Origin of the sequence: Providencia sp. PROV208 (assembly GCF_028479465.1) — a bacterium.
GTDB lineage: Bacteria > Pseudomonadota > Gammaproteobacteria > Enterobacterales > Enterobacteriaceae > Providencia > Providencia alcalifaciens.
On sequence record NZ_JAMPNS010000004.1, the window covers coordinates 213,088 to 238,196 of the forward strand.

The window sequence follows — 25,109 nt, forward strand, 5'->3', positions numbered from 1 at the left end:
ATGTCGATTCAAGAAACACCCACATTGATGACAGGGATCTTCGCCATCATTCAAGCGGTTGTATTGTTATTGCTAACACCGTTATTTACGGGGATCTCTCGTCAAATTCGCGCCAAAATGCATTCCCGCCAAGGGCCTGGAGTTTGGCAAGATTATCGGGATATTGCCAAGCTGCTGACTCGCCAGTCGGTTGCTCCCCGTGATTCTGGCATTATCTTTCGCATCATGCCGTACGTGCTGCTCGGCAGTATGTTGTTATTAGCGATGGCATTGCCAGTGGTGACTCACACATCGCTGTTTAGTGGCGCAGCCGACATCATCATCGTGCTGTATATCTTTGCACTATTCCGCTTCTTCTTTTCACTTTCCGGTCTCGATACCGGAAGCCCATTTGCCGGTATCGGCGCAAGCCGTGAATTAACACTTGGCGTACTGGTAGAGCCGACGTTATTCCTCGGTCTGTTGGTCGTTGCTCTGATAGCAGGTTCCACCAACATTGGCACTATTAGCGCCACGATGAGTGAAGGCTGGGTATCCCCAACTGCCACTTTATTAGCGTTACTGGCTTGCGGCTTCGCAACTTTCATTGAGATGGGCAAAATCCCATTCGACGTAGCAGAAGCAGAGCAAGAGCTGCAAGAAGGTCCTTTGACGGAATACTCCGGTTCTGGACTGGCGTTAGTGAAATGGGGAATAGGGCTCAAACAAGTGATTGTGGCAGTGCTATTCCTGTCGATTTTCTTCCCATTTGGTAATGCAAGTGCCTTTACCGTTGGCAGCGTGTTGTTAGCGATGGGATTACTGCTAGTGAAATTATTGGTGATTTTCGTGCTGGCGTCGCTGGTCGAAAACAGTCTGGCTCGTGGTCGTTTTTTATTAACGCACCATGTGACTTGGTTAGGATTCGGTGTTGCGGCACTTGGATTCGTCTTCTACCTCACCGGTCTATAAGGAGCGACGAAGCATGTTAGAAAATATTGCACTAGCAACCTTGGTAATCCCGTTCATCGGGGCGTTGCTGGTCAGTGTGCTACCCACCCGTCTAGCACCGTGGCTAAGTACCTTAGTGGCGTTGCTAGCGTCTTTGGGAACAGCGGCACTGGGCTGGCTCTATTTAGACGGTGGTAAGGTCGCCACCACACTGGAGTTAATCCAGACAGGTGATGTGGCGCTATTCGGTTTTACCGTGGATGGCGTGAGTACGCTGATTGCGTTTGCGGTGGTGTTCCTCGGCTTCTTGATTTGCCTCTACTCAACGGGGTATCTCACTGAAGGCAATCGTGAACACGCTCATGGACCGACTCGTCGTTACTACGCCTTTTTACTGATCTTTATTGGGGCGATGGCGGGTGTTGTTCTCTCCTCAACCATTTTAGGGCAGTTAGTGTTTTTCGAAATTACTGGCGGCTGCTCTTGGGCGCTGATTGGTTACTACCAAACTGAAAAGTCGCAGCGTTCGGCGATGAAGGCGCTATTGATCACCCATGTGGGTTCACTCGGCTTATACATGGCGGCGGCAACGTTATTTATTAGTACAGGAACGTTCGCACTGAGTGCCATCGACCGTCTAAGTGAATCGCAAAGCTTGATTGTGTTTGGTGGCATTTTGTTTGCCGCATGGGGTAAATCAGCGCAGTTACCACTGCAAGCCTGGCTTCCCGATGCGATGGAAGCCCCAACCCCAGTTAGTGCTTACTTACATGCGGCCTCCATGGTGAAGGTCGGTGTGTATATCTTTGCGCGTGGCTTGATGTCCTCTACCCATGTGCCAGAAATTATTGGTTGGGTGGGTGTGGTGATGGCAGTCATCACACTGGTGTATGGATTTATGATGTACCTGCCGCAAAAAGACATGAAACGTCTATTGGCATGGTCAACCATCACACAACTGGCATACATCTTCTTAGCGTTATCGCTGTCAGTCTTTGGTTCGAAAGAGGCGTTCGACGGCGGGATTGCTTACATCTTTAACCATGCTTTCGCCAAAAGTTTGTTCTTCTTAGTCGCGGGCGCACTGAGTTATAGCTGTGGAACACGCATGCTACCGCGCTTACGTGGTTTGGCAAAACGTTATCCTCTACTGGGTGTTGGCTTTTGCGTGGCGGCACTGGCAATTGCGGGTGTTCCTCCACTGAACGGTTTCTTCAGTAAATTCCCTATCTTTGCAGCGGGTTTCGCCCTTTCAGAACATTTCTGGATATTAACGCCAATCATGGTGTTAGTGCTGATTGAATCTGTGGCGAGCTTTGCATGGTTGCTGTACTGGTTCGGTAAAGTGGTTCCAGGTGAACCAAGTGAAGAGGTGGCAAACGGCAGCGCAGTTCCATGGGCAATGCAGTGGGTGATTGGCTTACTGATAGTGATGTCCTTCTGTTCTAGTGTTATTGCCGTCATCTGGCTCGGTTAAGGGAGAGAAAGAATGACTGGTTCAATGATAGTGAATAATTTGGCAGGGCTGATGATGATCACGTCGCTGCTGGTGATCGGCGCGAAAAAGCCGGTGGTGTCTTGTTGGTTCTATGCGTTGCAGTCGCTGGTGTTAGTGGCGATTTTCGGCACGTTATCGTACACCCTCAACGCCCCTGAATTGGCAATGTGGGCAGGGACAGCGTTTGCCACCAAAGTGGTTTTAGTGCCGCTGATTATGGGTTACGCCTTCCGTAAATTATCTGACCCAACCGCTAACGGCGGGGTGATTAGCCCAGCATGGTTGATGCTTGCCGCAGCAGTAATCGTGGTGCTGTGTTGGTTCGTAGTCGAGCCAATAAAACTGCCACTGGCGGCGGATTTAAAACCCGCTTTAGCAGTTTCTTTGGGGCACTTTATGCTGGGGCTGCTGTGCATTGTTACGCAGCGCAATATTCTCAAGCAAGCCTTCGGTTACTGTTTAATGGAAAACGGCTCTCATCTGACCTTAGCTCTGCTGGCGTATAAAGCCCCTGAGCTGGTGGAAATTGGTATTGCCACAGACGCCATTTTTGCAGTGATTATTATGGCGGTATTGGCTCGCAAAATTTATCGCACGCTCAACACACTGAACGTGGATCAACTGACCGCGCTGAAGGGGTGATGAGATGAGTCAAACAATGTTATTAACCTTATTGATGGCAACTCCGCTGGTGATTTCACTGCTGGCGTTCGCGAGCCGTTTACTGGGTAATGGGGCGAAAGCCCTCGTCACGGTGATCCACTTCGTGGGTATTGTGGTGCTGCTCGTACTTTCTTTGTGGATGGTTAGCACCATTGATCAGGTCGGTGATCTACTCATGGCAGGTAACTGGGTTCACCTTGATAGCCTCGCCGGATTATTCCTCGCCATTTTAGGTATTGTCGGTTTCCTGACTGGCTTGTACTCCATCGGTTATATGAATCATGAAGTGTATGAAGGTGAAATTAGCGTAGGAACCTTATGTAATTACTACGGTTTCTTCCATTTATTTCTCTTTACCATGCTACTGGTGATCACCAGTAATAACCTGATCCTGATGTGGGCTGCGGTAGAAGCCACGACATTAAGCTCGGCTTTCTTGGTGGGGATTTATGGTCAACGCTCTTCGCTAGAAGCTGCGTGGAAATACATTATTATCTGTAGTGTCGGTGTGGCATTTGGTCTTTTCGGCACCATTCTCGTGTATGCCAATGCGGTGAACGTGATGCCGAATCCGGAAATGGCGATCTTCTGGACGGAAGTCCTAAAATACACTGACCTTCTTGACCCAACCTTGATGCATCTTGCCTTTGTCTTTGTGTTAATCGGTTTTGGTACCAAAACCGGCCTGTTCCCAATGCATGCATGGTTACCGGATGCGCACAGTGAGGCACCAAGCCCAACATCGGCGTTGCTGTCTGCGGTGCTGCTGAACTGCGCACTGCTGATTATCATCCGTTACTACATTATCGTCACGTCATCGATTGGCGGCGAATTCACTCAAACCTTATTGCTGGTGTTCGGATTAATGTCCGTAGCGGTGGCTGCATTCTTTATCTTGGTACAAAAAGATATGAAGCGTTTGCTGGCGTACTCCAGTGTGGAAAACATGGGGCTAATTGCGGTCGCATTAGGGATTGGCGGACCTTTAGGCGTGTTGGCGGCATTACTGCACACCTTGAACCACAGTTTGGGTAAAACCTTACTGTTTTGCGGTTCCGGTAACGTTCTTCTGAAATATGGCACGCGCGATATCACTGTCGTGAAAGGGTTACTTCGTACAATGCCATTCACTGCGGTTGTGTTTGCCGGTGGTGCATTAGCGCTGGGTGGCATGCCTCCTTTCAACGTATTTTTGAGTGAATTTATGATTGTGGTGGCAGGGCTGGTTGCCAATCATTTCTGGTTAACCTTGCTGGTGCTGATCCTGATTACGATCGTACTGGGTGGTTTGATCCGCATGATCTCAAAAACTTTATTCGGTGAACAGCCTGAGTGTGTAGCACGGGGTGAGTTAGGTATTTTAACCACGTTACCCATGGCAATCTTGATTGTCCTCATGTTGGTAATGGGAACCTATATTCCTCAACCGGTTAGTCGCTTACTGGAAAATGCTGCCACGATTGTGCTGAAAGATAGCGCGACATTCGACCATCAAATTACCACTTTACATTACCAATGGCCGTGGGGTGTTAGCACCTCCGAACCTTCATTGCAGGAGAAATAACGTGAGCTATCAGAATTATACAGATACCCTTCAGGGCGTTCGCAAAGGCGCGGGCTATCTGGCAAAAGTGCGCGAGAAATTTCCTCATGCCATGCTGGAAGAGGAGTGGCAAACCGCTAACCAAGTCACCATCACAGTAAAAACCGAGATGCTACCGGAAGTGGTGGAGTTTCTTTATTACGGCTGCGGCGGTTGGTTGCCGGTGCTGTGGGGGAACGATGAGCGTCCTCTCAATGGGCAGTTTGCAGTGTATTATGCGCTGTCGATGGAAGAGGGGGAAAAATGTTGGGTGACGGTGAAAGCGTATGTCAGCCCAATCACTCAAGAGTTCCCATCTGTAACGCCACGGGTGCCTGCGGCTGTGTGGGGTGAGCGTGAAATCCGTGATATGTACGGTTTACGCCCAGTGGGCTTGCCGGATGAGCGTCGTTTAGTATTGCCGGATGACTGGCCGGAAGACCTGTATCCACTGCGCAAAGACACCATGGATTATCGCCAGCGCCCAGTACCGACTACCGATACAGAAACCTACGAGTTTATTAACGATAGCAAAACCCAAAGCCGCGTGGTGCCAATTGGTCCTTTGCATATCACGTCGGATGAACCGGGACATTTTCGTCTGTTTGTTGACGGCGAGCGCATTGTGGATGCGGATTACCGTATGTTCTATGTTCACCGTGGGATGGAAAAACTGGCTGAGACCCGCATGGGTTACAACGAAGTCACTTTCTTATCTGACCGTGTTTGCGGTATTTGCGGATTCACTCATAGCGTGGCATATACTACCTCCGTGGAAAATGCGCTCGGTATTTATGTGCCTCAGCGCGCTCATACCATTCGCAGTGTGTTACTGGAAGTGGAACGTTTACACAGCCATTTGCTGAATATCGGTTTAGCGAGCCACTTCACCGGTTTTGATACTGGTTTCATGCAATTTTTCCGTGTGCGTGAAAAATCCATGACCATGGCGGAATTACTGACAGGCGCCCGTAAAACCTACGGTACCAACTTAATTGGCGGGGTTCGCCGTGACTTCTTAAAAGAGCAGCGCGTCAAAACTATTCAGCTGGTTAAAGAGATGCGCCAAGATGTGACTCAGCTGGTGGATATGCTGCTCAGTACACCAAATATGGAGCAACGCACCGTCGGTGTTGGTCGCCTCGATCCACAAGTTGCCCGTGATTACAGCCCTGTGGGACCGATGATCCGTGCCAGCGGCTTCAAGCGCGATGTGCGTTTCGACCACCCATTTGCGGATTATGGCAATTTACCAAAAACATTATTCACCTTAGATGGTTGCGATGTTTATTCCCGCGTGATGGTGCGTATCAAAGAGACGTTGGATTCCCTGTCGATGATTGAATATGCCCTCGACAATATGCCAGAAGGCCCAATTCTGACCGAAGGCTTTACCTATCAGCCTCATAAATTTGCACTAGGCTATACCGAAGCGCCGCGAGGTGAAGATGTTCACTGGAGCATGCTCGGCGATAACCAAAAACTGTATCGCTGGCGCTGCCGCGCTGCCACTTACGCGAATTGGCCAGTGCTGCGTTATATGCTGCAAGGCAATACTGTGTCCGATGCACCGCTGATCATCGGTAGCCTTGACCCTTGTTACTCCTGTACAGACCGCGTCACGCTGGTGGATGTGAAAAAACGTAAAGCCAAAACCGTGGCGTACAAAGAGCTCGAACAGTACAGCATCGAGCGCAAACACTCGATTATGAAATAACGGAGGGACATCATGTTTAAACTTTTCAAAACCCTTCGTAATGCGGGTACTGCAACGGTGAAATACCCGTTCAAACCGTTAGAAGTGGCGCATGGTTTTCGCGGAAAACCCGAATACGATCCGCAACAATGTATCGCGTGTGGCGCGTGTATTTCTGCGTGTCCAGCTAATGCATTAACGATGGAAACGGACTTAGAAAGTGGTGAACGCCGCTGGCAGCTGTTTTTAGGGCGCTGTATCTATTGCGCGCGCTGTGAAGAAGTTTGCCCGACTCGCGCCATCCACTTAACGGAAGAATTTGAAACGGCGGTAATGAATAAAGCGGATCTCTATATGAAAGGGACGTTTCGCTTACAGCATTGTCGCCAATGTGGTGAAGCATTTGCACCGAAAAAATCGGTGGAATACGCCATGGCATTGCTGGCGGCATCGGGCATAGAAGAAGCTAGTATTGAGGCATTGCGTCCGATGTATGAAACCTGCCCATCCTGTAAGCAAAAAAACAACTTATTGAATAATGATCGTCAGAACTTCCGTTTGCATATTCAGGGAGATAAATCATGAGTTTGCCAGATATCCCCGTTAATCATCATGTTAGCCAACCTATCGTTCTTGATGAGCAGGTGGCAAAACTGAAAAGCACCTTGCTGAAAGATATTAAACGTTCGGCATATGTGTACCGTGTGGACTGTGGTGGCTGCAACGGATGTGAAATTGAAATTTTCTCGGCGATTACACCCGTTTTTGATGCGGAGCGTTTCGGTATCAAGGTTGTTGCCTCTCCGCGCCATGCGGATATTTTGCTGTTTACTGGTGCGGTCACCCGTGCGATGCGCATGCCTGCACTGCGAGCGTATGAGTCAGCACCAGATCCTAAAATCTGTATTTCGTATGGCGCTTGCGGCTGTGGTGGTGGGATTTTCCATGATTTGTACTGTGTGTGGGGAGGCAGTGAACATATCGTGCCGATCGATGTGTGGATCCCTGGCTGCCCACCAACTCCAGCTGCCACGATTTATGGTTTTGCGGTGGCATTAGGGTTATTGAAACAGAAATTGGTGGGACAGGATCACCGTGAAGCCGACGGGGAAAAAGTGGAGCTGTTGTTGCCATCAATCCCTCTGGCTACTCGCGTGATGATCGAGCGTGAAGCTCGCCGCCAAGCAGGGTATTTCCAAGGTCGTGAAATCAGTGATCGCTTCTTGACGCTATTGGATGGTGCAACCCCAAGCCAAGTGAAAGTCACCATGCAAGCATGGATGGACGAGGAGCAAGACCCACGGTTGCGTGAGATTGTGAACCGTTTGGTGACCGTGCTGCAACAAGGGGGCATCAATGAGTGAATCATCCATAGAAACGGGCAAAGTGATATTTTGGTCACTACGCCAAAAGTTCGTCGATAGCGATGATGATATTCCCGAAGACGCGCAGCAGGTGATGTATTACTCGCTGGCCATTGGGCACCATGTCGGCATGATTGACTGCTTAAAAACGGAATTGGAATGTCCATTGGATGGTTACCAAGCATGGGTGAATGCGCTTCCTGAGGGGGAGGCGCGGCGCAAATTACAGGGCTTGATCACCTTTGGCGAGATTAATATCGATTCCACCCACACCAATATGTTGGCGTTAGCATTAGATGATTTTGCTAAAGACAGTGACTCGCCCTATCAGGCATGGAGCGCCACACTAATTCAATTGCTCGGGGAAATTGAGCAAGAACCCGCAATTTATTTGATCGTGAAAAGGCAGCCGATGAGCGATGTCGCCAGACAAACTCAACCGTCTTTTTCAATGGAAACAGAGTCTTCAACAGAAAATTTATTACCTTCAGAAAATCCATCACCCGTGCAAAATCTGATGTTGGCGGTGGGCAATAGTATGATGGGGGATGATGGCGCAGGTCCGATGCTATTTGACCTCATGCAACAGACCCCGATTGATGGTTGGGTCGCTATTAATGGGGGAAGTAGTCCTGAAAGTGTCTCTCATCAAGTTCGAGCCTTAAAACCTCAACGTTTGTTAATTGTCGATGCGGCAGATATTGGTTTAGCACCGGGGGAAATTCGGGTTATCGACCCCGATGATATCGCAGAGATGTTTATTATGAGCACGCACAATCTGCCCCTTAATTTTCTTATCGACCAGTTAAAAGCGGATGTTGGAGAGATTATTTTCTTAGGCATTCAACCTGATTTAGTCGGTTTTTACATGCCAATGAATGACAAAGTTATCGCCGCTGTCGAGCAGGTTTATCAAGCTTTACCAACGTGGGAAGGATTAGGGGGATTCCGGTTATTTGAGGGTGAGTAACAACAGACTGGAAGCCTTTAGTTAAAGGATAAAATTTTAAGGAAATAAATAGACCGCGCTACAGGGATGCAGTGCGGTTTTACTGAAAAATCACGGTATCGCACCCTGCAAGTTCGGCAATTTCTCCAAAATTGTCTAAACCCAGTGTTTAATATGGCATCGATATGATTATTAAACTCAGCACTCGTTTTATGCGTGGAATTGGGTTCAGTGACCAATCAAGGTGGGAGTGATCACTATTATCGAGTGCTTCTCTTCAGTATTATTGAGTTGTGATGACTTTTGTTTTTGTATAAGCATAATTAAGGATGATTTTTTTGGAATTAATGCGTATTAAATTAAAGAGAAACTCAGTGGGGATATCGCCTTGTATTTTAAATGAATAACATGGTTTTAGCTCTATTTTATAATGTTATGTATATTAAATGATATTATTTGATTTATATTTTAGTGACTATTTTTGTTTTATTAATTTATTTTAAGATTCAAGTTTCATTAATTTAAATCTTTCACTCAATACATGTGTTGTTTATTTTTGATATCAGTGTTTTAATGATTTATTTATGTATTTAAATTTTTAATTTAATTGATTTGTCATTAAAAGATAATTCTCACAATATATAATATTGTTTTTCAGTATATCTTAATACTTTAGTCTTTATCTATTTTCTGTATGAAATTGACCGTCTGTTTCTGATAATTTAAATTTATAAAAAATTGCAAATTAATTTATCGCTTATATTTTAAACTGAATTTTAATTATATATATAATGATGATCTCTTATTTTAATGTATTTGCAGTATTTGATGTTTAATTAATCTATTTAACTTAGTATGGATATTGGTCATGTGTTTTATATTTATAAGGGAGTTATTGTAATGACTGATTATATTCTAAATAAGAGCATCCCTATTGGTATTAATGAAACAGGCTCCCGTGAAGAATTCGATAGTATGGGAAAAGTAAATGTTCCTGCAAATCGTTATTGGGGGGCACAAACTCAACGTTCATTACAGCACTTTAATATTGGCGATGATTTAATGCCAAAATCGGTTTACCACGCGTATGGCTATGTAAAAAAAGCCTGTGCGTTGGTTAACTGCGAAGCAGGTCGGTTAGCACAATGGAAAAAAGAGGCGATCGTTATCGCCGCTGATGAAACTATTCAGGGTCGATTGGATGAGCATTATCCGCTTTATGTATGGCAGACGGGATCTGGTACACAATCTAATATGAATGTGAACGAGGTCATTTCTAACCGCGCAATTCAATTATTAGGTGGCACATTAGGAACCCAATTACCGGTTGGACCGAATGATGATGTCAATATGGGGCAGTCGTCTAATGACACATTCCCCACCGCTATGCACATTGCTGCCATTTTTGCACTTGATGAACAGCTGATTCCAGCTATTGAAGATTTAATTCAACTTATTGAAAAGAAAGCTGACTCATGGATGTCGGTAGTTAAGATTGGTCGTACGCACTTAGAAGATGCGGTGCCGTTAACGGTCGGGCAAGAGTGGCACGGTTGGGCGGGTCAATTACGTGATGCGCTCGATGATATTAAACGCAGTCAGCAAGACCTGTATAAACTCGCCGTTGGCGGTACTGCAGTTGGCACGGGGTTAAATGCGCCAAAAGGCTTTTCAAAAGATGTCGCAGATAAGATAGCTGAATTAACCCAAAAACCGTTTATTACTGCGCCCAATAAATTTACCGCTCAAGGCTCCCTTGATGCGTTAGTGCGTACACATGCCGCTATTCGTGGGCTTGCCGTTGCACTTATCAAAATTGCGAATGATATGCGCTGGTTAGCTTCGGGTCCTCGTTGTGGCTTCAGCGAGTTGATACTGCCATCGAATGAACCTGGTTCATCTATCATGCCGGGCAAAGTGAATCCGACGCAATGTGAAGCGATGGTCATGATTGGTATTCAGGTTATGGGTAATGATGCTGCGATTGCAATATCGGGTAGCCAAGGTAACTTTGAATTAAATGCGATGAGACCGGTAATTATTAATAACCTCCTGCATTCTATTCGTATTATTTCTGATGGCTGTCGTAAATTTATGGAATATTCCGTAGAAGGCACTGAATTAAATAATACGAAAATAACCGAGTATGTGGACAATAGTGTCATGTTAGTCACGGCATTATCTCCAATTATTGGTTATCAAAATGCCGCACATATTGCTGAGAATGCAATCGCTAAAAATATCACGCTAAAAGAATCCGCAATCGCTTCTGGGAAAATAAGTGAAGAAGATTTTAATAAATATGTCAATCCGATTGATATGACCGGAAATGGTTTATCTGGCGCGTAGTTTTCCCTGAATTAGAATATTTAAATTATAAGGTATTAATTATGTATAATCGACAAGCTAAAGTTGTTGTGGAAAATAATGTTCGAAAAATTAAAACGACGGCAAGAGGATATGAAGTATTACGCGATCCATCTTTAAATAAAGGAACCGCTTTTACTGAAGAAGAACGAAAAGCGCTGGATTTAAATGGTATTCTTCCTCCTGTTGTGACTGAGGATATGGAAATACAATTAAACCGCGCTTATCACGCTTACCGTGGATGCCATTCTGATTTAGATAAGCATATTTATATGTGGCGCTTGCATGATAATAACGTGACATTATTTTATGCGTTATTACAACGTCATATGCTGGAAATGCTGCCAGTCGTTTATGACCCAGTTGTTGGCGATGCCATTGAAAACTATAGCGAGATTATTACTCGTCCTCGCGGGATCTTTCTCAGTATTAATGAACCTGAATTAATCGAAGAAAAGCTGCGTGCATTCGGTGCTGAAGGTGGTGATATTCGACTGATCGTGACCACTGACGCAGAAGAAATTTTAGGCATCGGTGACTGGGGCTCCAATGGTATCGATATTTCAGTCGGTAAGCTGGCTGTTTATACCGCTGCCGCTGGTGTTGATCCTCACAGTGTTATTCCTGTGGTTCTTGATGTCGGGACTAACAATGAAAAACTGTTAAATTACCCATCCTATGTGGGTAATCGTCATGAGCGTATTCAAGGCAAAGTCTATGACGATTTTGTTGATGCTTATGTCAAAGCGGCAAGAAAGCTATTTCCAAATGCGGTTATGCACTGGGAAGATTTCGGTTCAACAAATGCGCGTCGCATTTTGGATAAATACAGAGCGAATTTCGCGACATTTAACGATGATGTGCAAGGCACGGGTGCCATTGTATTGTCGGGCTTATTGAATGCGGTGAAATTAAGTAAAACGCCTTGGACTGAGCAAAAAGTGGTTATCTTTGGTGCCGGAACTGCGGGCTGTGGTATTGCAGACCAAATTCGTGACCAAATGATCCGCAGTGGTCTGTCTCGTGAAGAAGCCATTTCTCGTATTTGGTTAATTGACTTGCCGGGGTTACTGACAACCGACATGGTAGACAGCTTACTGTATTTCCAAAAAGATTATGCGAAAAACAGCCAAGATGTTGCCAATTATCCAAGAAAGATGGTTGATGTTTCTGTTGAAGCACAAACCCGCTGGCCGGATATGGCAGATATCCTTGCGAAACAGAATAAAGCTAAAGGTATTATTGATTTAGCTACGGTTGTCGAGAATGTAAAACCAACGATTTTAATTGGTACATCAACAACACCGGGTGCTTTCACTCAGGATATCGTTCGCAGTATGGCAAGCCATGTTGAGCGCCCAATTATTTTCCCATTATCGAACCCAACATTACTGCATGAAGCAACACCACAGCATTTAATTGAATGGACTGACGGCAAAGTGTTTGTGGCTACAGGAGCACCATTTGATGATGTGGTTTATAACGGTGTTTGCTACAAGATTGGTCAGGCGAATAACGCGGCACTTTATCCGGGGCTAGGTTTCGGTGCCATTGTCTCTAAAGCGACGAAAATCACAGATGAAATGATTTTTGCTGCGGTACAGGCGGTAGCAAGCCAAGCAACATTAGGCTCAGAAGGTGCGTCATTATTGCCATCGAATGAAGACTTACGTATCACTTCAAGTATCGTTGCTCTTGCGGTTTTACGTATGGCGAAAAGCCAAGGTGTATCGGGTGTTAATGCTAATGACTCCGAAGTCGAAATGGTGAGAACACAATCGTGGTGGCCGGTTTATGTGCCAGTTGAAGCTATCTAATTACGGTCGATGACTGATAATTTAACTGGGTAAGATAGGTTTAATTAAGCCTGACACACAGTGGTGTGTCAGGCTTTTACTTTGGAGAACGGGAGACGAAATCAGTTGTTGTAATCAATGAGCGCTATCACGCATTTCCCCGTAAAAAATACCCTACATCTTCCTCAACTTCTTCCATTGCCATTAACGCTTCTAAGGTATCTCTCGCTTCTTTTTCATCGAGAATACTCATGGCAAAACCGACGTGAACGAGTACCCATTTACCAACCATGCTTTCAGTATCCCCTTCACAAACGAGGGCAATATTGACTTCCCGTTTTACACCACAAACATCAACTTGGGCGCAATCCATTGGGGTTTTACCAACGGCTACAACTTGGCCGGGGATGCCTAAACACATAACTGACTCCTAAACGAGTTATTCAATTTCAATCTGTTTCACTTGCATGGCACTGGTGCTATCGACAATTAAATTTTGGCTGCCACAGTGGGGACAGCCAGCACCAAATTGAGTTATTTTTACCTGATGCTGACAATCTCTGCATTGCGCTTGCGCAGGGGAAATTAAGATATGTAACTGTGCGCCTTGGGCGAGGGTGTTGCGGCAAATGATATCGAAGCAAAAATGTACCGCAGACTCTTCCACGCAAGATACGGCACTGAGTTCTAGCCACACGCCAGTGACTCGCCGAGCATGGTTTTGCTTGGCATGTTGCTCAATGATCTCAAATGCGCTTTGGCATAAGGCAACTTCATGCATGGGTTATCCTTTAAGACAAAATATCTGCTGGCATTTCAAAGGCAGCACGGCGACGACGCTCTTTAATGATTTCATCCATTTTATTTCTGTCGACAATCATTAAGGCTTCCGTCGGGCAAACTTCGACACATGCAGGTCCGCCTTCTCGGGTATGGCATAAATCGCATTTGTGCGCTTCGGCACGATACTGTGGAATGGTATTAAGAGCCGTGGTTTGCTGGGCAACAGGGCGGCTAATAACCTCCATTGTGCCGTAAGGGCATGCGATAACACAGGTTTTACAACCAATACATTTTGACTGGTCCACATACACAAAATCATCTTTGCGGCTGATGGCTCCGTTAGGGCACACATTAGCACACGGAGCGTCTTCACATTGGCGACATATCACGGCGGTACTGATGGTATAGCCTTTTAAGACATGAATACGCGGGAAAAATTCATCTTTTACCACGGTCGCAATACCGGTTTCTTGTTCTTGATGGGAAACCACGCAAGCCACTTCACACGTGTGGCAGCCAATGCACTTCTTTGGGTCTGCAATGATGAAACGGTTCATCATATTCTCCTGAATGATCGTAAACGGGCGTTCCATTCGGTCTATTCCGGTAGCCTCGTCTTATGCTGACAATACTGAGAGATAAGCATGGATCGTGCCAAATCCACCAAATAAATTAATTCTTAAAAATCAGTTTGTTAACTATTATTGAATAATCATGAAGAAATGAGATTTTAATATTCGACATCGTTTTCGTCATTATTGTCGATAGGCATGAAAACGATATTAAACGAATATTGAGTTAAATTATCTAATATCTAAAATAGGTGAATGGATCAAACTTAAATCAGACTACGATATTATTTTTTCAAATAATGACTACAATATTGGTATTAAATCTAAAACAGCAATTGCATTAATCACACTATTAAACTTTTTTATTTTTATTATTGATAAATAAGTCGTTTATAAATGAAAATTTTAAACTCTAACTAATTCTCATTATTGTTAGTTATTTGAATAAAGATGATAACTGAGCAATGCAGCAGGTTAGGACGAGATTGGAGATTTTGTGAGCATATCCGAAACCACCGAACAAATTCGTCATGAACGAGACCAATTCAGGATCCTTGTAGATATCACGAACTCAGTGCTTTCTCACCTTGAAATGGATGGGTTAGTGGCTGAAGTTTCACGCGAAATATACCGCTTTTTTGGTATTAGCCAAATCAGCGTCGCCCTTTGCGATAATGTCAGTTCAGCGGTTTATCTTTGCTATTCAAGCCATTATCAGCGCTCAAAGCCAGTTAAAAAAAGCCAATATCCGCTGAATGAATTACATGCTGACCTCGCTCAAGTATTAGAGAGCAACAAACCTTTGCGTTTAACGTTGGATCAACAGAGCCAAGATTTGTTATATCAAAATTTGTGTGCAGAAGGGATGACGGAAACGTTATTGTTACCGTTAGCATTTAACCATAAGCCATTAGGCGTTTTGGTGTTATCCCATGAAGATGACCATCTTTTTACCGAAGATAGCTGCAATTTACTGAAACAGGTGGCGGCGCGTTTTGCCATTGCCGTCGATAACGCCGCGGCTTACGGTGAAATTACGCGCCTTAAAGATAGTCTGAAAAATGAAAATTTATGGCTGAATGAGCAGATCCAAAATACCAATAACTTCAGCGAAATTATTTTCCAAAGCCAAGCTATGCGTGAAGTCCTCGAGCAGGTTGATTTAGTGGCTCGTAGCGATAGTACGGTATTGATCTTGGGAGAAACGGGAACGGGTAAAGAATTAATTGCCCGAGCCGTTCATCAGCTAAGCGACCGCCATCAGCGTTCATTGATTAAAATGAACTGTGCCGCAATCCCGACAGGGTTACTAGAAAGTGATTTGTTTGGGCATGATAAAGGCGCATTCACTGGGGCGACCTGTACGCATATTGGTCGTTTTGAAATGGCAGATAAAAGCACGTTATTTCTAGATGAAATTGGCGATATGCCATTGGATTTACAACCAAAATTATTGCGTGTTTTGCAAGAGCGTGAAATTGAGCGTATTGGTGGGAATAAAGTGATTCCGGTGGATGTGCGCTTAGTGGCAGCAACCAACCGTAATCTTAAACAGATGACGGAAGACCGAGAGTTTCGTGAAGATCTCTATTATCGTTTAAATGTATTCCCAATCGTGATCCCGCCATTACGAGACCGACCTGAAGATATTCCATTACTTGCGACCTATTTTACCCAAAAAATGGCGCAGCGAATGAACCGTAAAATTGATTGTATTCCTCGTGATGCACTGGCGCAGTTATCACTGTATCCATGGCCCGGTAATGTGCGGGAATTGGAAAATGTAATTGAGCGAGCGGTGATTTTAACCCGTGGAAATACACTGAATATTCAGTTACATGAGTTAAATATTCCTAAGCCATCTCGTATTAAAGACGCGCTAAAAAAGCCGAGTTCTTTAGAAAGAAAAATGCAGACTGATGCGCCAGAGAGTGACGACGAAGAGCGAAACCGCATTATTGAAGCGCTGAAAGCGACGAATGGAGTGGTTGCAGGCGTAAGAGGGGCGGCAGCTCGTTTAGGGTTAAAACGCACGACGTTACTGTCGAGGATGCAACGATTAGGGATTAATGTTCAAGACCTCTTCCAATAATCTCGTCATACTTCACGCTGTGGCGTTGTTGGCTGGCCTTGCTAACCTTCGTCACATACTTAATCTCATCATACTTCACGCTGTGGCGTTGTTGGCTGGCCTTGCTAACCTTCGTCACATACTTAATCTCGTCATACTTCACGCTGTGGCGTTGTTGGCTATCCTTACTAACCCTAGTCACATACTTATGTATGCTCCTAGGGCTTAGCTGCGTCTGCCGCCTAGCCACAACGCGAATTATTTAGAGATTGGTAGAAAAGAATAAAGATAAAAGAAAAACCTTTTAAATAATGAAAATAAAGGATGTTAATTATTTTGTTGGAAGGTTGCTTTTTTATTAAATAGTTTTTAATGGCGATTAATATTTTATTTTAATCGCTTGTTGAATGGCAATGTTTATTATCGTTATGTGATTTTTAATATAGGTAGCTTTTAATATAACTTGCACTGTAGGTTTGCTTTAAATACGCATTCCTACAGTGCAAAGAGTCAAAATAAACTATAAGCCTTCAGCTGCCTCGCGAAGCCTACGCTTGATCCCCGTATACTCCTGAACCACATAATGCTCAGCTTTATGTTGATCTGCGATTGGCTCAACACGCACCGCACAATATTTGTATTCCGGTGTTTTGGTTATCGGGCTTAAGTTTTCTGCGACCAGCTCATTACACGCGCCAATCCACCACTGATAGGTCATGTACACCGCGCCTTTATTTGGGCGATCACTGACATTAGCACGAGTGATGACTTTACCTTGTCGTGAACACACCCAGACCAGTTCCTGATCTTTAATCCCTAACGCTTTTGCATCTGCGGTATTGATTTGCACAAAACCTGGTTCATCAGCAAGGGAGGCTAAAGCTTTACAGTTACCCGTCATCGAGCGGCAAGAGTAGTGACCCACTTCGCGCACCGTTGCCAGTACCATTGGGAATTCCGCACTCACTTGATCGATGGGTGGACGCCATTCGCAAGTAAAGAACTGACCACGACCATTTGGCGTATCAAAATTTCCACCTTCATACAGGTACTCAGTGCCTTCACTTTCTAATGTACGGCATGGCCATTGAATATACGCCAAGCCTGCCATTTTCTCGTAAGTCGCACCAAAATAAATTGGGCAAAGCTCGCGCAGCTCGTCCCAAATCTCTTTGGTGTTGTTGTAGTGCATTGGGTAGCCCATTGCTGTTGACATTAAACTGATGATTTCCCAGTCAGTTTTCACATCACCCACTGGTTCCACGGCTTTATAAAAACGTTGGAAACCACGGTCAGCAGCGGTATACACACCTTCATGTTCTCCCCAAGATGTTGCAGGGAAAATGACGTCAGCAATGGATGCGGTTTTCGTCATAAAGATGTCTTGAACAATCAATAACTCAAGTTTGTCGAAGGTTCGGCGAATTGTCGCTAAATCTGGCTCAGTTTGTAGTGGATCTTCACCCATGACATAGTGTGCTTTCAGAATGCCTTCATCGATAAAGTGAGGAACTTCACTCAGCGGAATACCATTTTCATCCGGCATTGCGTCAATGCCCCAGAATTTGGCAAATTTCTCCAGTGCAGCTTTATCCGAAACATACTGGTAGCCCGGTAAAGTATTTGGCAGAGCCCCCATATCGCAGGCACCTTGCACGTTATTTTGACCACGTACAGGACCTACGCCCACATGTGGCTTACCAAGGTTACCCGTCAGTAATGCCAAGCTAGTTAGAGACTGAACAGTTTCCACACCTTGGTAGAACTGAGTCACACCCATACCCCATAAAATGGTGGCGGTTTCCGCTTTTGCATACATCCGCGCTGTTTTACGAATATCCTCGGCTTTGATGCCGGTGATCTCTTCAACTGATTCAGGTGTATACGGTGCGACTAATACGCGATATTCGTCGAACTTGTCGGTATGAGCATCGATAAAGGCTTGGTCATACAGATTTTCTTCGATGATTACATGAGCAAACGCATTCAATAACGCAATGTTTGAACCGTTTTTCAGTGGTAAGTGAATATCTGCAATACGCGCGGTTTCAATATAACGCGGGTCGCAGACAATAATTTGTGCCCCTTTTTCTTTCGCTTTTAAAATACGGCGAGCGACAATAGGGTGTGAGTCCGCGGCGTTATAACCGAAGACAAAAATACATTTGGTATCCTCAATTTCAACAATTGAGTTGCTCATTGCGCCATTACCGACCGAACGCTGCAGACCTGCAACCGAAGGGCCGTGTCAGACACGAGCACAGCAGTCGATATTGTTACTACCGACTGCTGCACGAACAAATTTTTGCATCACAAAGTTAGCTTCGTTACCCGGACCGCGGGAAGAACCTGTTGTCATGATGGCTTTTGGACCATACTTTTCTTTTATGGCTAGTAAACGGGAGCTGGCAAATTCAATGGCTTCCTCCCAAGAAACAACCTCTAATTTGCCACCACGTTGACGGCGGATCATCGGGTTTTTTAAGCGCGGCGTTAAAATTTTAGTGTCATGAATGAAGTCCCAGCCATAATAACCTTTCAGGCAAAGTTCTCCTTCATTTGTGTGACCATTTGCGCCTTCAGCGCCAATGATCTTCCCGTTCTCCACCTTCAGGTTGATTTTACAGCCTGAGGCGCAATACGGGCAGACGGTGATGACTTTTTCCATCAACATTGCTCCTCTATTTTTGTGTAGCGGTTTCCCGCTCTTTCATAAGAGCTAATGCAGGGTTTGTGCCAGTTTTTTTAGCCTATAATGAATTTGTAATTAGCTGAATAAAAAGAAAATATTTTTAATCGAGAAATAAACAAAAGCTAAATGGAAGTGAGATCGTCAAAAGTGTCGAGAATTTCTCGGACAATGTCGCATAGGTTTTAAATAATTTATTTCATAATCTTGTCACAAAATGGATATTTATTAGTCATTATTGTGACTTAAATTTGCCAATAACGCGCATGTGAGAGGATTTCATTATGTTTAGTGTTGATGCTTTACTGGAAAGTGCTTTTCCGCAGCAAACACTGCCCGCTTGGAAACGGAAGCTATTAAAGCGTTTATTACATGAAAAAGATTTCCAACAGCTTGCTGAAGATTACCCGCACTTAAAAGGGCTCGATCTTGTTGAGCAATTTATGAATGATTTAAATGTGCGTTGCGAACTCGGTGAGGGAGATTTAGAAAATATTCCCAGCCAAGGACCCGTGCTATTCGTGGCGAATCATCCTATTGGATCCCTTGATGGACTCGCGATTTTACGTGCGGTTGCAACGGTAAGACCGGATGTTAAAATCGTCGCCAACCAAATGCTCAGTTACCTTGAGCCACTGCAAAACTTATTTATTCCTGTTGATAATGTTGGTAATCGCACCAACCGCCAGCAAGTGGTTGGCATGCAATCCCACTTGGATAACCAAGGGGCTTTGGTGGTTTTCCCTGCTGGGGAAGTGTCTCGATGGGGAACTAAAGGCATTCGCGATAGCCATTGGCGCACGGGATTTTTACGTTTAGCCGCCAAATCTCGCGCACCGATCGTTCCTGTTCATGTCCAAGCGCGTAACAGTCTGTTGTTTTACACTACCTCCTTAGTTTATAAGCCATTGTCAGCATTGATGTTGGTGAACGAAATGTTCAAACAGCGCAATAATCTCATCAAATTGCGGATCGGCGGGCGAATTCCCTTCTCGCAATGGTATGACGGGCGCACCAACGATAATGAACTGGCAGAGCGTTTTCGTCGCCATGTCTATCTCTTGGGGAAAGGTAAAGCGGGGTTATTTACGTGTGAAGCCCCCATTGCACTCCCTGAAGATCGTATCGAGCTGAAAAAAGCGTTAGCCGCTTGTGAAAAGCTAGGGGTGACGCCAGATGGCAAAATTATTTATCTCTACCAGCGTCAGCAAGAAGAGCGAACACCGATTCTACGCGAGCTAGGACGCTTGCGGGAAATCGCGTTTCGCGCGATTGGTGAAGGTTCAGGTAAACGCCGCGATCTCGATAGCTTTGACGATGATTACTACCATCTTATTTTATGGGATGAAGATGATTTAGAAGTGGTTGGCGCTTATCGATTTGTGCCGACAGAGCAGCAGTTATCGAAAAAAGGATTAGAGGGAATTTACAGCAATAGCCTGTTTCACTATAACCAAGACATGATGCCTATCTTGGCACAAGGTATTGAATTAGGTCGCAGTTTTATCCAGCCTACTTATTGGGGAAAACGTGGTTTAGATTACCTCTGGTTAGGTATTGGTGCGTATTTAGCAAAGTACCCTCAATATCGTTATCTATTTGGTCCTGTATCTATCTCTGGCAGCATGCCGGTTGCTGCGCGTGATTTGTTGATTGCGTTTTACCGTCTCTATTTTTCATCGGAGCTCGCGATGGCACAATCCCGCAAGCCATATCCAGCTTCGCTGCCTCAGGTGCTAGCGCAGTTCGATGGCAATAATTACCAAGAGGATTTGGTGAAGCTAAAAAGTTTACTGAGCAATATTGGCTGTTCTATCCCGACGCTGTATAAGCAGTACACTGAATTGTGTGAGCCAGGAGGCGTACAGTTTATTGATTTCGGGACTGATCCCGCCTTTAACGACTGTATTGATGGTTTGGTTTTGGTGGATTTAAGTCGCTTGAAACCGCAGCGTTATCAGCGTTATATTGCCGTACACCAAGCCCACAAGCAGACTGAATAAGTTGATGAGAAGGGTGGGGAAACTCACCCTTTCTTATTGAGTTCGTGACTTTATCCATTCCAATCCAATTATTCGTCTTGTCATTATTCCATCACAAATTTGTCATCTCTCTGACCCATTCCTTTCGTAGCATCCTCGATAACGATTAAGTCCCAAAGAGGATAACAATGTATGTTAAACACACTCTCTTCATTGAATGGGAGTTCGGATGCTTTTCAACATGCTAGCGTGGCAAGTACACAATTAGCACTGCGACGTCCGATGATTTCCATTCATCAACTTTCTCAGGTTTTTGCCCATCAAACCGTACTGGACGGCATCGATTTGACGGTGATGAAAGGCACTATCTTGGCGCTACTTGGTCCATCGGGTTGCGGTAAAAGCACGTTATTGAAACTGTTAGCAGGGTTATTGCAACCAAGCTCAGGCGAGATTTTCCTGAATGAAAAGCGGGTAGCGAGTGCTCAGCATCTTGTACCGCCAGAACAGCGTAATCTTGGGATGGTCTTTCAGGATTATGCACTCTGGCCTCATATGACGGTATTTCAAAACGTCGCTTTTCCCTTACGCATGCGTAAAGTTGCACGCCAAGAGATCGAAGAAAGAGTTAATCAAGCACTGGAACGTGTTGGATTGGCAGGGTTTGCTAAACGTAAACCTGCGGATTTATCCGGTGGTCAACAACAGCGTGTCTCGTTAGCCCGCGCCATTATCGCGGAACCCGAAATTTTACTGTTTGATGAACCCCTTTCTAACCTTGATGTTGCCTTACGCTGTGCCCTGTGTGATGAGATGGCGCAGCTACTTCGTGCACTAGAAATTACTGCCGTTTATGTCACTCATGATCCCGCTGAAGCCCATGCATTGGCGCATCAAATCGCTCATATGCAAAACGGCAAAATAGACAGTTTGACCACCTTATGAAGAGAGACTCTGTTATGCAAAAGCTGATGTTATCAAACCATTTTTCCATGAAAGGTATCGCAATGAGTTTAGGATTATCTTGTGCACTATTCTCCGTTTCTTCTCAGGCATTGACCGTCTATACCGCGGGTCCGGGGGCGATGGCAAAACAGCTAGCCGCAGGATATGAAAAGCAAACAGGCGTGAAAGTGGATGTTTTTCAGGCAACCACGGGCAAAGTGATGGCGCGCTTAGAGGCAGAACAAGCTAATCCTCGTGCCGATGTGTTGATTTCTGCCTCATGGGATACGGCATTGGATCTTCAGCAAAAAGGGGGGCTATTGGCCTATGAAAGTCCGAATGCCGAAAAGGTGCCTGCGCAATTCAAAACACCATACTATGTGGCGCAAGGGATCTCCGCATTGGGGATCGTTTGGAACAGTAAAAGTGGTACGCCAAAACCAACAGATTGGGCAGATCTAGCTCAGCCAGCTTTTAAAGATAAAGTGACGATGCCCGATCCTGCGTTATCTGGAGCATCTTTAGATCTATTATTGGGCTTACAAAATGCAAAACCAGAAGCAGCATGGACACTATTTTCTGAATTAAAAGCCAATGGCATGGTGATTTCAGGACCGAACGCTCAGGCATTGACGCCGGTATTACAAGGTGCAAAAGCGGCTGTATTTGGAGCCGTGGATTATGTGGCTTATGGCAGTATTGCTGAGGGAGAATCTATCGAGGTGATTTTCCCAAGTAGTGGAACGGCAATTGCACCGCGTCCAATGATGATTTTAAAGAGTAGCAAGCAGCAAGAAGAAGCGAAAGCATTCATTGATTATGTACTTTCCCCAGACGGTCAGAAAATTGTGGCAGATGCATGGTTAATGCCAGCAAGAACGGATATTGCAGGGAAACGCCCTGATTTCTCGACACTAAAACTGTTACCTGAACCGACAACTGACAGTACAGAGCGCAGCAGCGTGTTATCTCGCTTTAGCGGCATTTTCCGCTAACGGTTTTTTCTTTCTCGCCGCTGGGTGGCAATGAGCGACCCAGCAGGAGCTGATTTACTGATGATTACACGTCGTTTATTGCCATTTTCGGTATTAATCGCTTTGGCGATTTTAGTGATTATTCCTTTGATTTTTATTGTGTTACAAGCGCTATTTCCGCATTTTGGACAAGGGGATTTCAGCCAGATTTTCCAGCCGATTATCCATCTATTTAATGAGCAGGAACTGGCAAGCTTGCTACAAAATACCTTTTTATTGGGTTTAGGCGTGGCGCTGGTGAGTGCTGTTATCGCCATCCCATTAGGGGCTGTGCGTGGCTTATTTAATCTGCCTTTTGCTCGTGTTTGGGATTTACTGTTTTTGATTCCATTTTTAATTCCGCCTTATATCGCAGGGCTTTCATGGATGTTAACCCTGCAACCGAATGGTTATTCTCAACAATTGTTTGGCATTAGCCCCGGTAGCGCACTGTTTTCCCTTGGGGGAATGGTGGTGATTATGTCATTGAATTTATTTCCTGTTCTCTACTTTGCCGTCTCCCGCAGTATGGCGGCAAATGGCAACCGTCTGGCGGATGTGGCACAAGTTCATGGCGCATCCGCATGGCAGGCATTTCTACGGGTGACATTGCCGCTCTCTTTGCCTTCGATTGCCGCAGGTTTATTGCTGGTTTTCACTTTAGCGATTGAAGAATATGGGATCCCCGCAGCAATTGGCTCACCGAATGGTATCCGAGTTTTGACAACCGATATTGAACAACGTCTTGCTGATTGGCCGATTGATTTACCGGGAGCGGCATCGCTGTCGTTGGTGTTAGCCAGTTTGGCGCTATTGGCCTATACACTGCAACGCGCCTTAGTGTCTGGGCGTAATGTGGCGACTAATACGGGCAAAGCCGCGGCATTGGTGACACGCTCTCTGGGTATTTGGCGCATTCCCGCTGTATGTTTGTTTTCTTTCGTAGCGCTTTGTGCGGTTGGTATGCCATTACTCGCCATGTTGGGCACGGCATTTTCCAACACAGTATCGGGGGGCTTAACATTCGATAACCTGACATTACGACATTTTTCTGGGTTACTGAATAGCCACACAGAAGCACTTGATGCATTACTGACAAGCGTGTCTCTTGCGACAGCAACGGCAATATTGACAGGCGTACTTGGATTTTTGTGTGCGTGGCTGGTGGTAGCGCAGCGTATTCGCGGTGCTTCATTACTCGATGGGCTTTCGTTACTGCCGATTGCTATTCCAGGCATTGTGGTTGCTGTTGGGCTTATTCTTGCCTGGAATCAACCGTTTTGGCCTGTCTCTCCATACCATACGTGGGGGATTTTATTGCTGGCTTACAGCTGCTTATTATTGCCTTACCCTGTACGTTATTGCAGTGCAGCATTGACGCAAATTAGCGGTAGCTTATCCGATGCGGCACGGGTTCATGGCGCGGGAGTGATGCGCTCACTCAGATTAATTTTGTTTCCGTTAGTCTTGCCAAGTCTCGTGGCTGCGATGATGTTGGTGTTTGCGGTGGCATCGCGAGAGTTAGTTTCCTCGCTGTTACTGGCTCCTGCGGGCATGCAAACGGTATCGATTTTTGTGTGGCGTCAATTTGAGCAAGGTTCGATTGGTAGCGGCATGGCGATGGCTTGTCTTGCTGTACTCATAAGCTTGGTCTTGATGCTATGCGCACAATATATTCAGCAGCGGTATAGCCGTTAACGGGAATTCATGCCACAGTACGAAACTGATGATTGAATAGCCTATTAGCGGAGCAAAAAACATGAAATTTAAATACGCTATTTTGTATGTCGAGAATGTTGAGAAAACCCTCGATTTTTACCAACGAGCTTTTGGTTTTAAAAAATCGTTTCTCCATGAAAGCGGTGATTATGGGGAGCTGGATACTGGCAGCACGACAATTTCTTTTTCTTCGTTAGCATTGATGAATCAACTCGGTAAAGGCGCGGTCGCACCTAACCCTAGCGCCCCGGTTTTTGAGCTGGCTTTTGAGACCGATGATGTCCCAAAAGCGTTGCATCAAGCCGTGAACGCAGGTGCGGAGTTAGTTCAAGATGCGCAAGACATGCCGTGGGGGCAAACCATCGGTTATGTGCACGACCTTAATGGCTTCTTGATTGAAATCTGCACGCCAGTTCAGGGTTAACTCACTATAAATATCGGAATTAGTCGATATACCGAATAACCTATTTTAGTGAAAATACAGCTAATT

20 protein-coding genes and 1 pseudogene are annotated in these 25,109 nt (G+C 45.3%); 17 read left to right on the plus strand and 4 right to left on the minus strand.

The window, feature by feature from the left end; all coding sequences use genetic code 11:
• The 11 genes and pseudogenes from PR766_RS04375 (at window position 1) to PR766_RS04425 (ending at window position 12,866) form a co-directional block, all read left to right on the plus strand.
• The gene (locus PR766_RS04375) at window positions 1–951 is read left to right on the plus strand and encodes a respiratory chain complex I subunit 1 family protein (protein WP_036967563.1); all 951 of its coding nucleotides are present in this window, start codon (window positions 1–3) and stop codon (window positions 949–951) included.
• 13 nt (window positions 952–964) lie between these two features.
• Entirely contained in the window at window positions 965–2,407 is a 1,443-nt protein-coding gene (locus PR766_RS04380; RefSeq protein ID WP_006658443.1) for a hydrogenase 4 subunit D, read from the plus strand.
• 12 nt (window positions 2,408–2,419) lie between these two features.
• Window positions 2,420–3,070, plus strand: a complete 651-nt coding sequence (gene hyfE, locus PR766_RS04385) for a hydrogenase 4 membrane subunit (protein ID WP_006658444.1) — start codon at window positions 2,420–2,422, stop codon at window positions 3,068–3,070.
• 4 nt (window positions 3,071–3,074) lie between these two features.
• Complete coding sequence (locus PR766_RS04390) at window positions 3,075–4,655, plus strand: hydrogenase 4 subunit F (RefSeq protein ID WP_154636261.1); 1,581 nt, start codon at window positions 3,075–3,077, stop codon at window positions 4,653–4,655.
• A gap of 1 nt (window position 4,656) precedes the next feature.
• The gene (locus PR766_RS04395) at window positions 4,657–6,390 is read left to right on the plus strand and encodes a hydrogenase large subunit (protein ID WP_272518469.1); all 1,734 of its coding nucleotides are present in this window, start codon (window positions 4,657–4,659) and stop codon (window positions 6,388–6,390) included.
• A gap of 12 nt (window positions 6,391–6,402) precedes the next feature.
• The gene (gene hyfH / locus PR766_RS04400; RefSeq protein ID WP_006658447.1) at window positions 6,403–6,954 is read left to right on the plus strand and encodes a hydrogenase 4 subunit H; all 552 of its coding nucleotides are present in this window, start codon (window positions 6,403–6,405) and stop codon (window positions 6,952–6,954) included.
• Window positions 6,951–7,733, plus strand: coding sequence for an NADH-quinone oxidoreductase subunit B family protein (locus PR766_RS04405; protein WP_006658448.1), 783 nt, complete (start codon window positions 6,951–6,953; stop codon window positions 7,731–7,733). Before hyfH ends, PR766_RS04405 begins: the two co-directional genes overlap by 4 nt.
• Window positions 7,726–8,130, plus strand: a pseudogene (locus PR766_RS04410) (formate hydrogenlyase maturation HycH family protein); the annotation flags it as partial. The gene PR766_RS04405 and the pseudogene PR766_RS04410, both read left to right, overlap by 8 nt.
• 120 nt (window positions 8,131–8,250) lie before the next feature.
• Window positions 8,251–8,703 carry a hydrogenase maturation peptidase HycI gene (hycI, locus tag PR766_RS04415; protein ID WP_226890348.1) on the plus strand — a complete coding sequence of 151 codons (453 nt, stop codon included), beginning with the start codon at window positions 8,251–8,253 and terminating at the stop codon, window positions 8,701–8,703.
• An 879-nt stretch (window positions 8,704–9,582) separates the two neighbouring features.
• On the plus strand, window positions 9,583–11,031 hold the full coding sequence (gene fumC / locus PR766_RS04420; protein WP_006662476.1) for a class II fumarate hydratase: 1,449 nt from the start codon (window positions 9,583–9,585) through the stop codon (window positions 11,029–11,031).
• Between the two features lie 41 nt (window positions 11,032–11,072).
• Window positions 11,073–12,866, plus strand: a complete 1,794-nt coding sequence (locus tag PR766_RS04425) for an NAD-dependent malic enzyme (protein WP_154636260.1) — start codon at window positions 11,073–11,075, stop codon at window positions 12,864–12,866.
• 127 nt (window positions 12,867–12,993) lie between these two features.
• Here the strand turns inward: PR766_RS04425 and hybG are convergent, their stop codons facing one another.
• The 3 genes from hybG to hydN are packed head-to-tail and all read right to left on the minus strand — an operon-like array spanning window position 12,994 to window position 14,185.
• A complete protein-coding gene (gene hybG / locus PR766_RS04430) occupies window positions 12,994–13,266 on the minus strand; it encodes a hydrogenase maturation factor HybG (RefSeq protein ID WP_006658452.1) in 273 nt (90 codons plus the stop codon).
• Between the two features lie 18 nt (window positions 13,267–13,284).
• Window positions 13,285–13,626 carry a hydrogenase maturation nickel metallochaperone HypA gene (gene hypA / locus PR766_RS04435; RefSeq protein WP_006658453.1) on the minus strand — a complete coding sequence of 114 codons (342 nt, stop codon included), beginning with the start codon at window positions 13,624–13,626 and terminating at the stop codon, window positions 13,285–13,287.
• A gap of 10 nt (window positions 13,627–13,636) precedes the next feature.
• Complete coding sequence (gene hydN, locus PR766_RS04440; protein ID WP_006662477.1) at window positions 13,637–14,185, minus strand: electron transport protein HydN; 549 nt, start codon at window positions 14,183–14,185, stop codon at window positions 13,637–13,639.
• 511 nt (window positions 14,186–14,696) lie between these two features.
• On the opposite strand from hydN, the gene PR766_RS04445 reads away from it, so the two are divergent.
• A complete protein-coding gene (locus tag PR766_RS04445; protein ID WP_006662478.1) occupies window positions 14,697–16,292 on the plus strand; it encodes a sigma 54-interacting transcriptional regulator in 1,596 nt (531 codons plus the stop codon).
• A gap of 499 nt (window positions 16,293–16,791) precedes the next feature.
• On the opposite strand, the gene fdhF is transcribed toward PR766_RS04445, so the two are convergent.
• A complete protein-coding gene (gene fdhF / locus PR766_RS04450) occupies window positions 16,792–18,939 on the minus strand; it encodes a formate dehydrogenase subunit alpha (RefSeq protein ID WP_080547033.1) in 2,148 nt (715 codons plus the stop codon).
• Window positions 18,940–19,244: 305 nt separating this feature from the next.
• On the opposite strand from fdhF, the gene PR766_RS04455 reads away from it, so the two are divergent.
• The 5 genes from PR766_RS04455 (at window position 19,245) to PR766_RS04475 (ending at window position 25,043) form a co-directional block, all read left to right on the plus strand.
• On the plus strand, window positions 19,245–20,963 hold the full coding sequence (locus PR766_RS04455; RefSeq protein WP_154636259.1) for a lysophospholipid acyltransferase family protein: 1,719 nt from the start codon (window positions 19,245–19,247) through the stop codon (window positions 20,961–20,963).
• A gap of 171 nt (window positions 20,964–21,134) precedes the next feature.
• On the plus strand, window positions 21,135–21,887 hold the full coding sequence (locus tag PR766_RS04460) for an ABC transporter ATP-binding protein (protein ID WP_154636258.1): 753 nt from the start codon (window positions 21,135–21,137) through the stop codon (window positions 21,885–21,887).
• Window positions 21,888–21,901: 14 nt separating this feature from the next.
• Window positions 21,902–22,882: an ABC transporter substrate-binding protein gene (locus tag PR766_RS04465; RefSeq protein WP_412033820.1), complete on the plus strand. Its 981-nt coding sequence runs from the start codon at window positions 21,902–21,904 to the stop codon at window positions 22,880–22,882.
• Window positions 22,883–22,912: 30 nt separating this feature from the next.
• Window positions 22,913–24,598, plus strand: coding sequence for an ABC transporter permease (locus PR766_RS04470; RefSeq protein ID WP_154636257.1), 1,686 nt, complete (start codon window positions 22,913–22,915; stop codon window positions 24,596–24,598).
• 61 nt (window positions 24,599–24,659) lie between these two features.
• Window positions 24,660–25,043: a VOC family protein gene (locus tag PR766_RS04475; protein ID WP_006662485.1), complete on the plus strand. Its 384-nt coding sequence runs from the start codon at window positions 24,660–24,662 to the stop codon at window positions 25,041–25,043.
• Window positions 25,044–25,109: the final 66 nt, after the last annotated feature.

Excerpts from the sequence above, each read along its gene's own strand:
- PR766_RS04375 (WP_036967563.1), top strand. The coding sequence starts at position 1 with ATGTCGATTCAAGAAACACCCACATTGATGACAGGGATCTTCGCCATC.
- PR766_RS04380 (WP_006658443.1), top strand. The coding sequence starts at position 965 with ATGTTAGAAAATATTGCACTAGCAACCTTGGTAATCCCGTTCATCGGG.
- hyfE (WP_006658444.1), top strand. The coding sequence starts at position 2,420 with ATGACTGGTTCAATGATAGTGAATAATTTGGCAGGGCTGATGATGATC.
- PR766_RS04390 (WP_154636261.1), top strand. The coding sequence starts at position 3,075 with ATGAGTCAAACAATGTTATTAACCTTATTGATGGCAACTCCGCTGGTG.
- hyfH (WP_006658447.1), top strand. The coding sequence starts at position 6,403 with ATGTTTAAACTTTTCAAAACCCTTCGTAATGCGGGTACTGCAACGGTG.
- PR766_RS04405 (WP_006658448.1), top strand. The coding sequence starts at position 6,951 with ATGAGTTTGCCAGATATCCCCGTTAATCATCATGTTAGCCAACCTATC.
- hycI (WP_226890348.1), top strand. The coding sequence starts at position 8,251 with ATGTTGGCGGTGGGCAATAGTATGATGGGGGATGATGGCGCAGGTCCG.
- fumC (WP_006662476.1), top strand. The coding sequence starts at position 9,583 with ATGACTGATTATATTCTAAATAAGAGCATCCCTATTGGTATTAATGAA.
- PR766_RS04425 (WP_154636260.1), top strand. The coding sequence starts at position 11,073 with ATGTATAATCGACAAGCTAAAGTTGTTGTGGAAAATAATGTTCGAAAA.
- hybG (WP_006658452.1), bottom strand. The coding sequence starts at position 13,266 with ATGTGTTTAGGCATCCCCGGCCAAGTTGTAGCCGTTGGTAAAACCCCA.
- hypA (WP_006658453.1), bottom strand. The coding sequence starts at position 13,626 with ATGCATGAAGTTGCCTTATGCCAAAGCGCATTTGAGATCATTGAGCAA.
- hydN (WP_006662477.1), bottom strand. The coding sequence starts at position 14,185 with ATGAACCGTTTCATCATTGCAGACCCAAAGAAGTGCATTGGCTGCCAC.
- PR766_RS04455 (WP_154636259.1), top strand. The coding sequence starts at position 19,245 with ATGTTTAGTGTTGATGCTTTACTGGAAAGTGCTTTTCCGCAGCAAACA.
- PR766_RS04460 (WP_154636258.1), top strand. The coding sequence starts at position 21,135 with ATGTTAAACACACTCTCTTCATTGAATGGGAGTTCGGATGCTTTTCAA.
- PR766_RS04465 (WP_412033820.1), top strand. The coding sequence starts at position 21,902 with ATGCAAAAGCTGATGTTATCAAACCATTTTTCCATGAAAGGTATCGCA.
- PR766_RS04470 (WP_154636257.1), top strand. The coding sequence starts at position 22,913 with ATGAGCGACCCAGCAGGAGCTGATTTACTGATGATTACACGTCGTTTA.
- PR766_RS04475 (WP_006662485.1), top strand. The coding sequence starts at position 24,660 with ATGAAATTTAAATACGCTATTTTGTATGTCGAGAATGTTGAGAAAACC.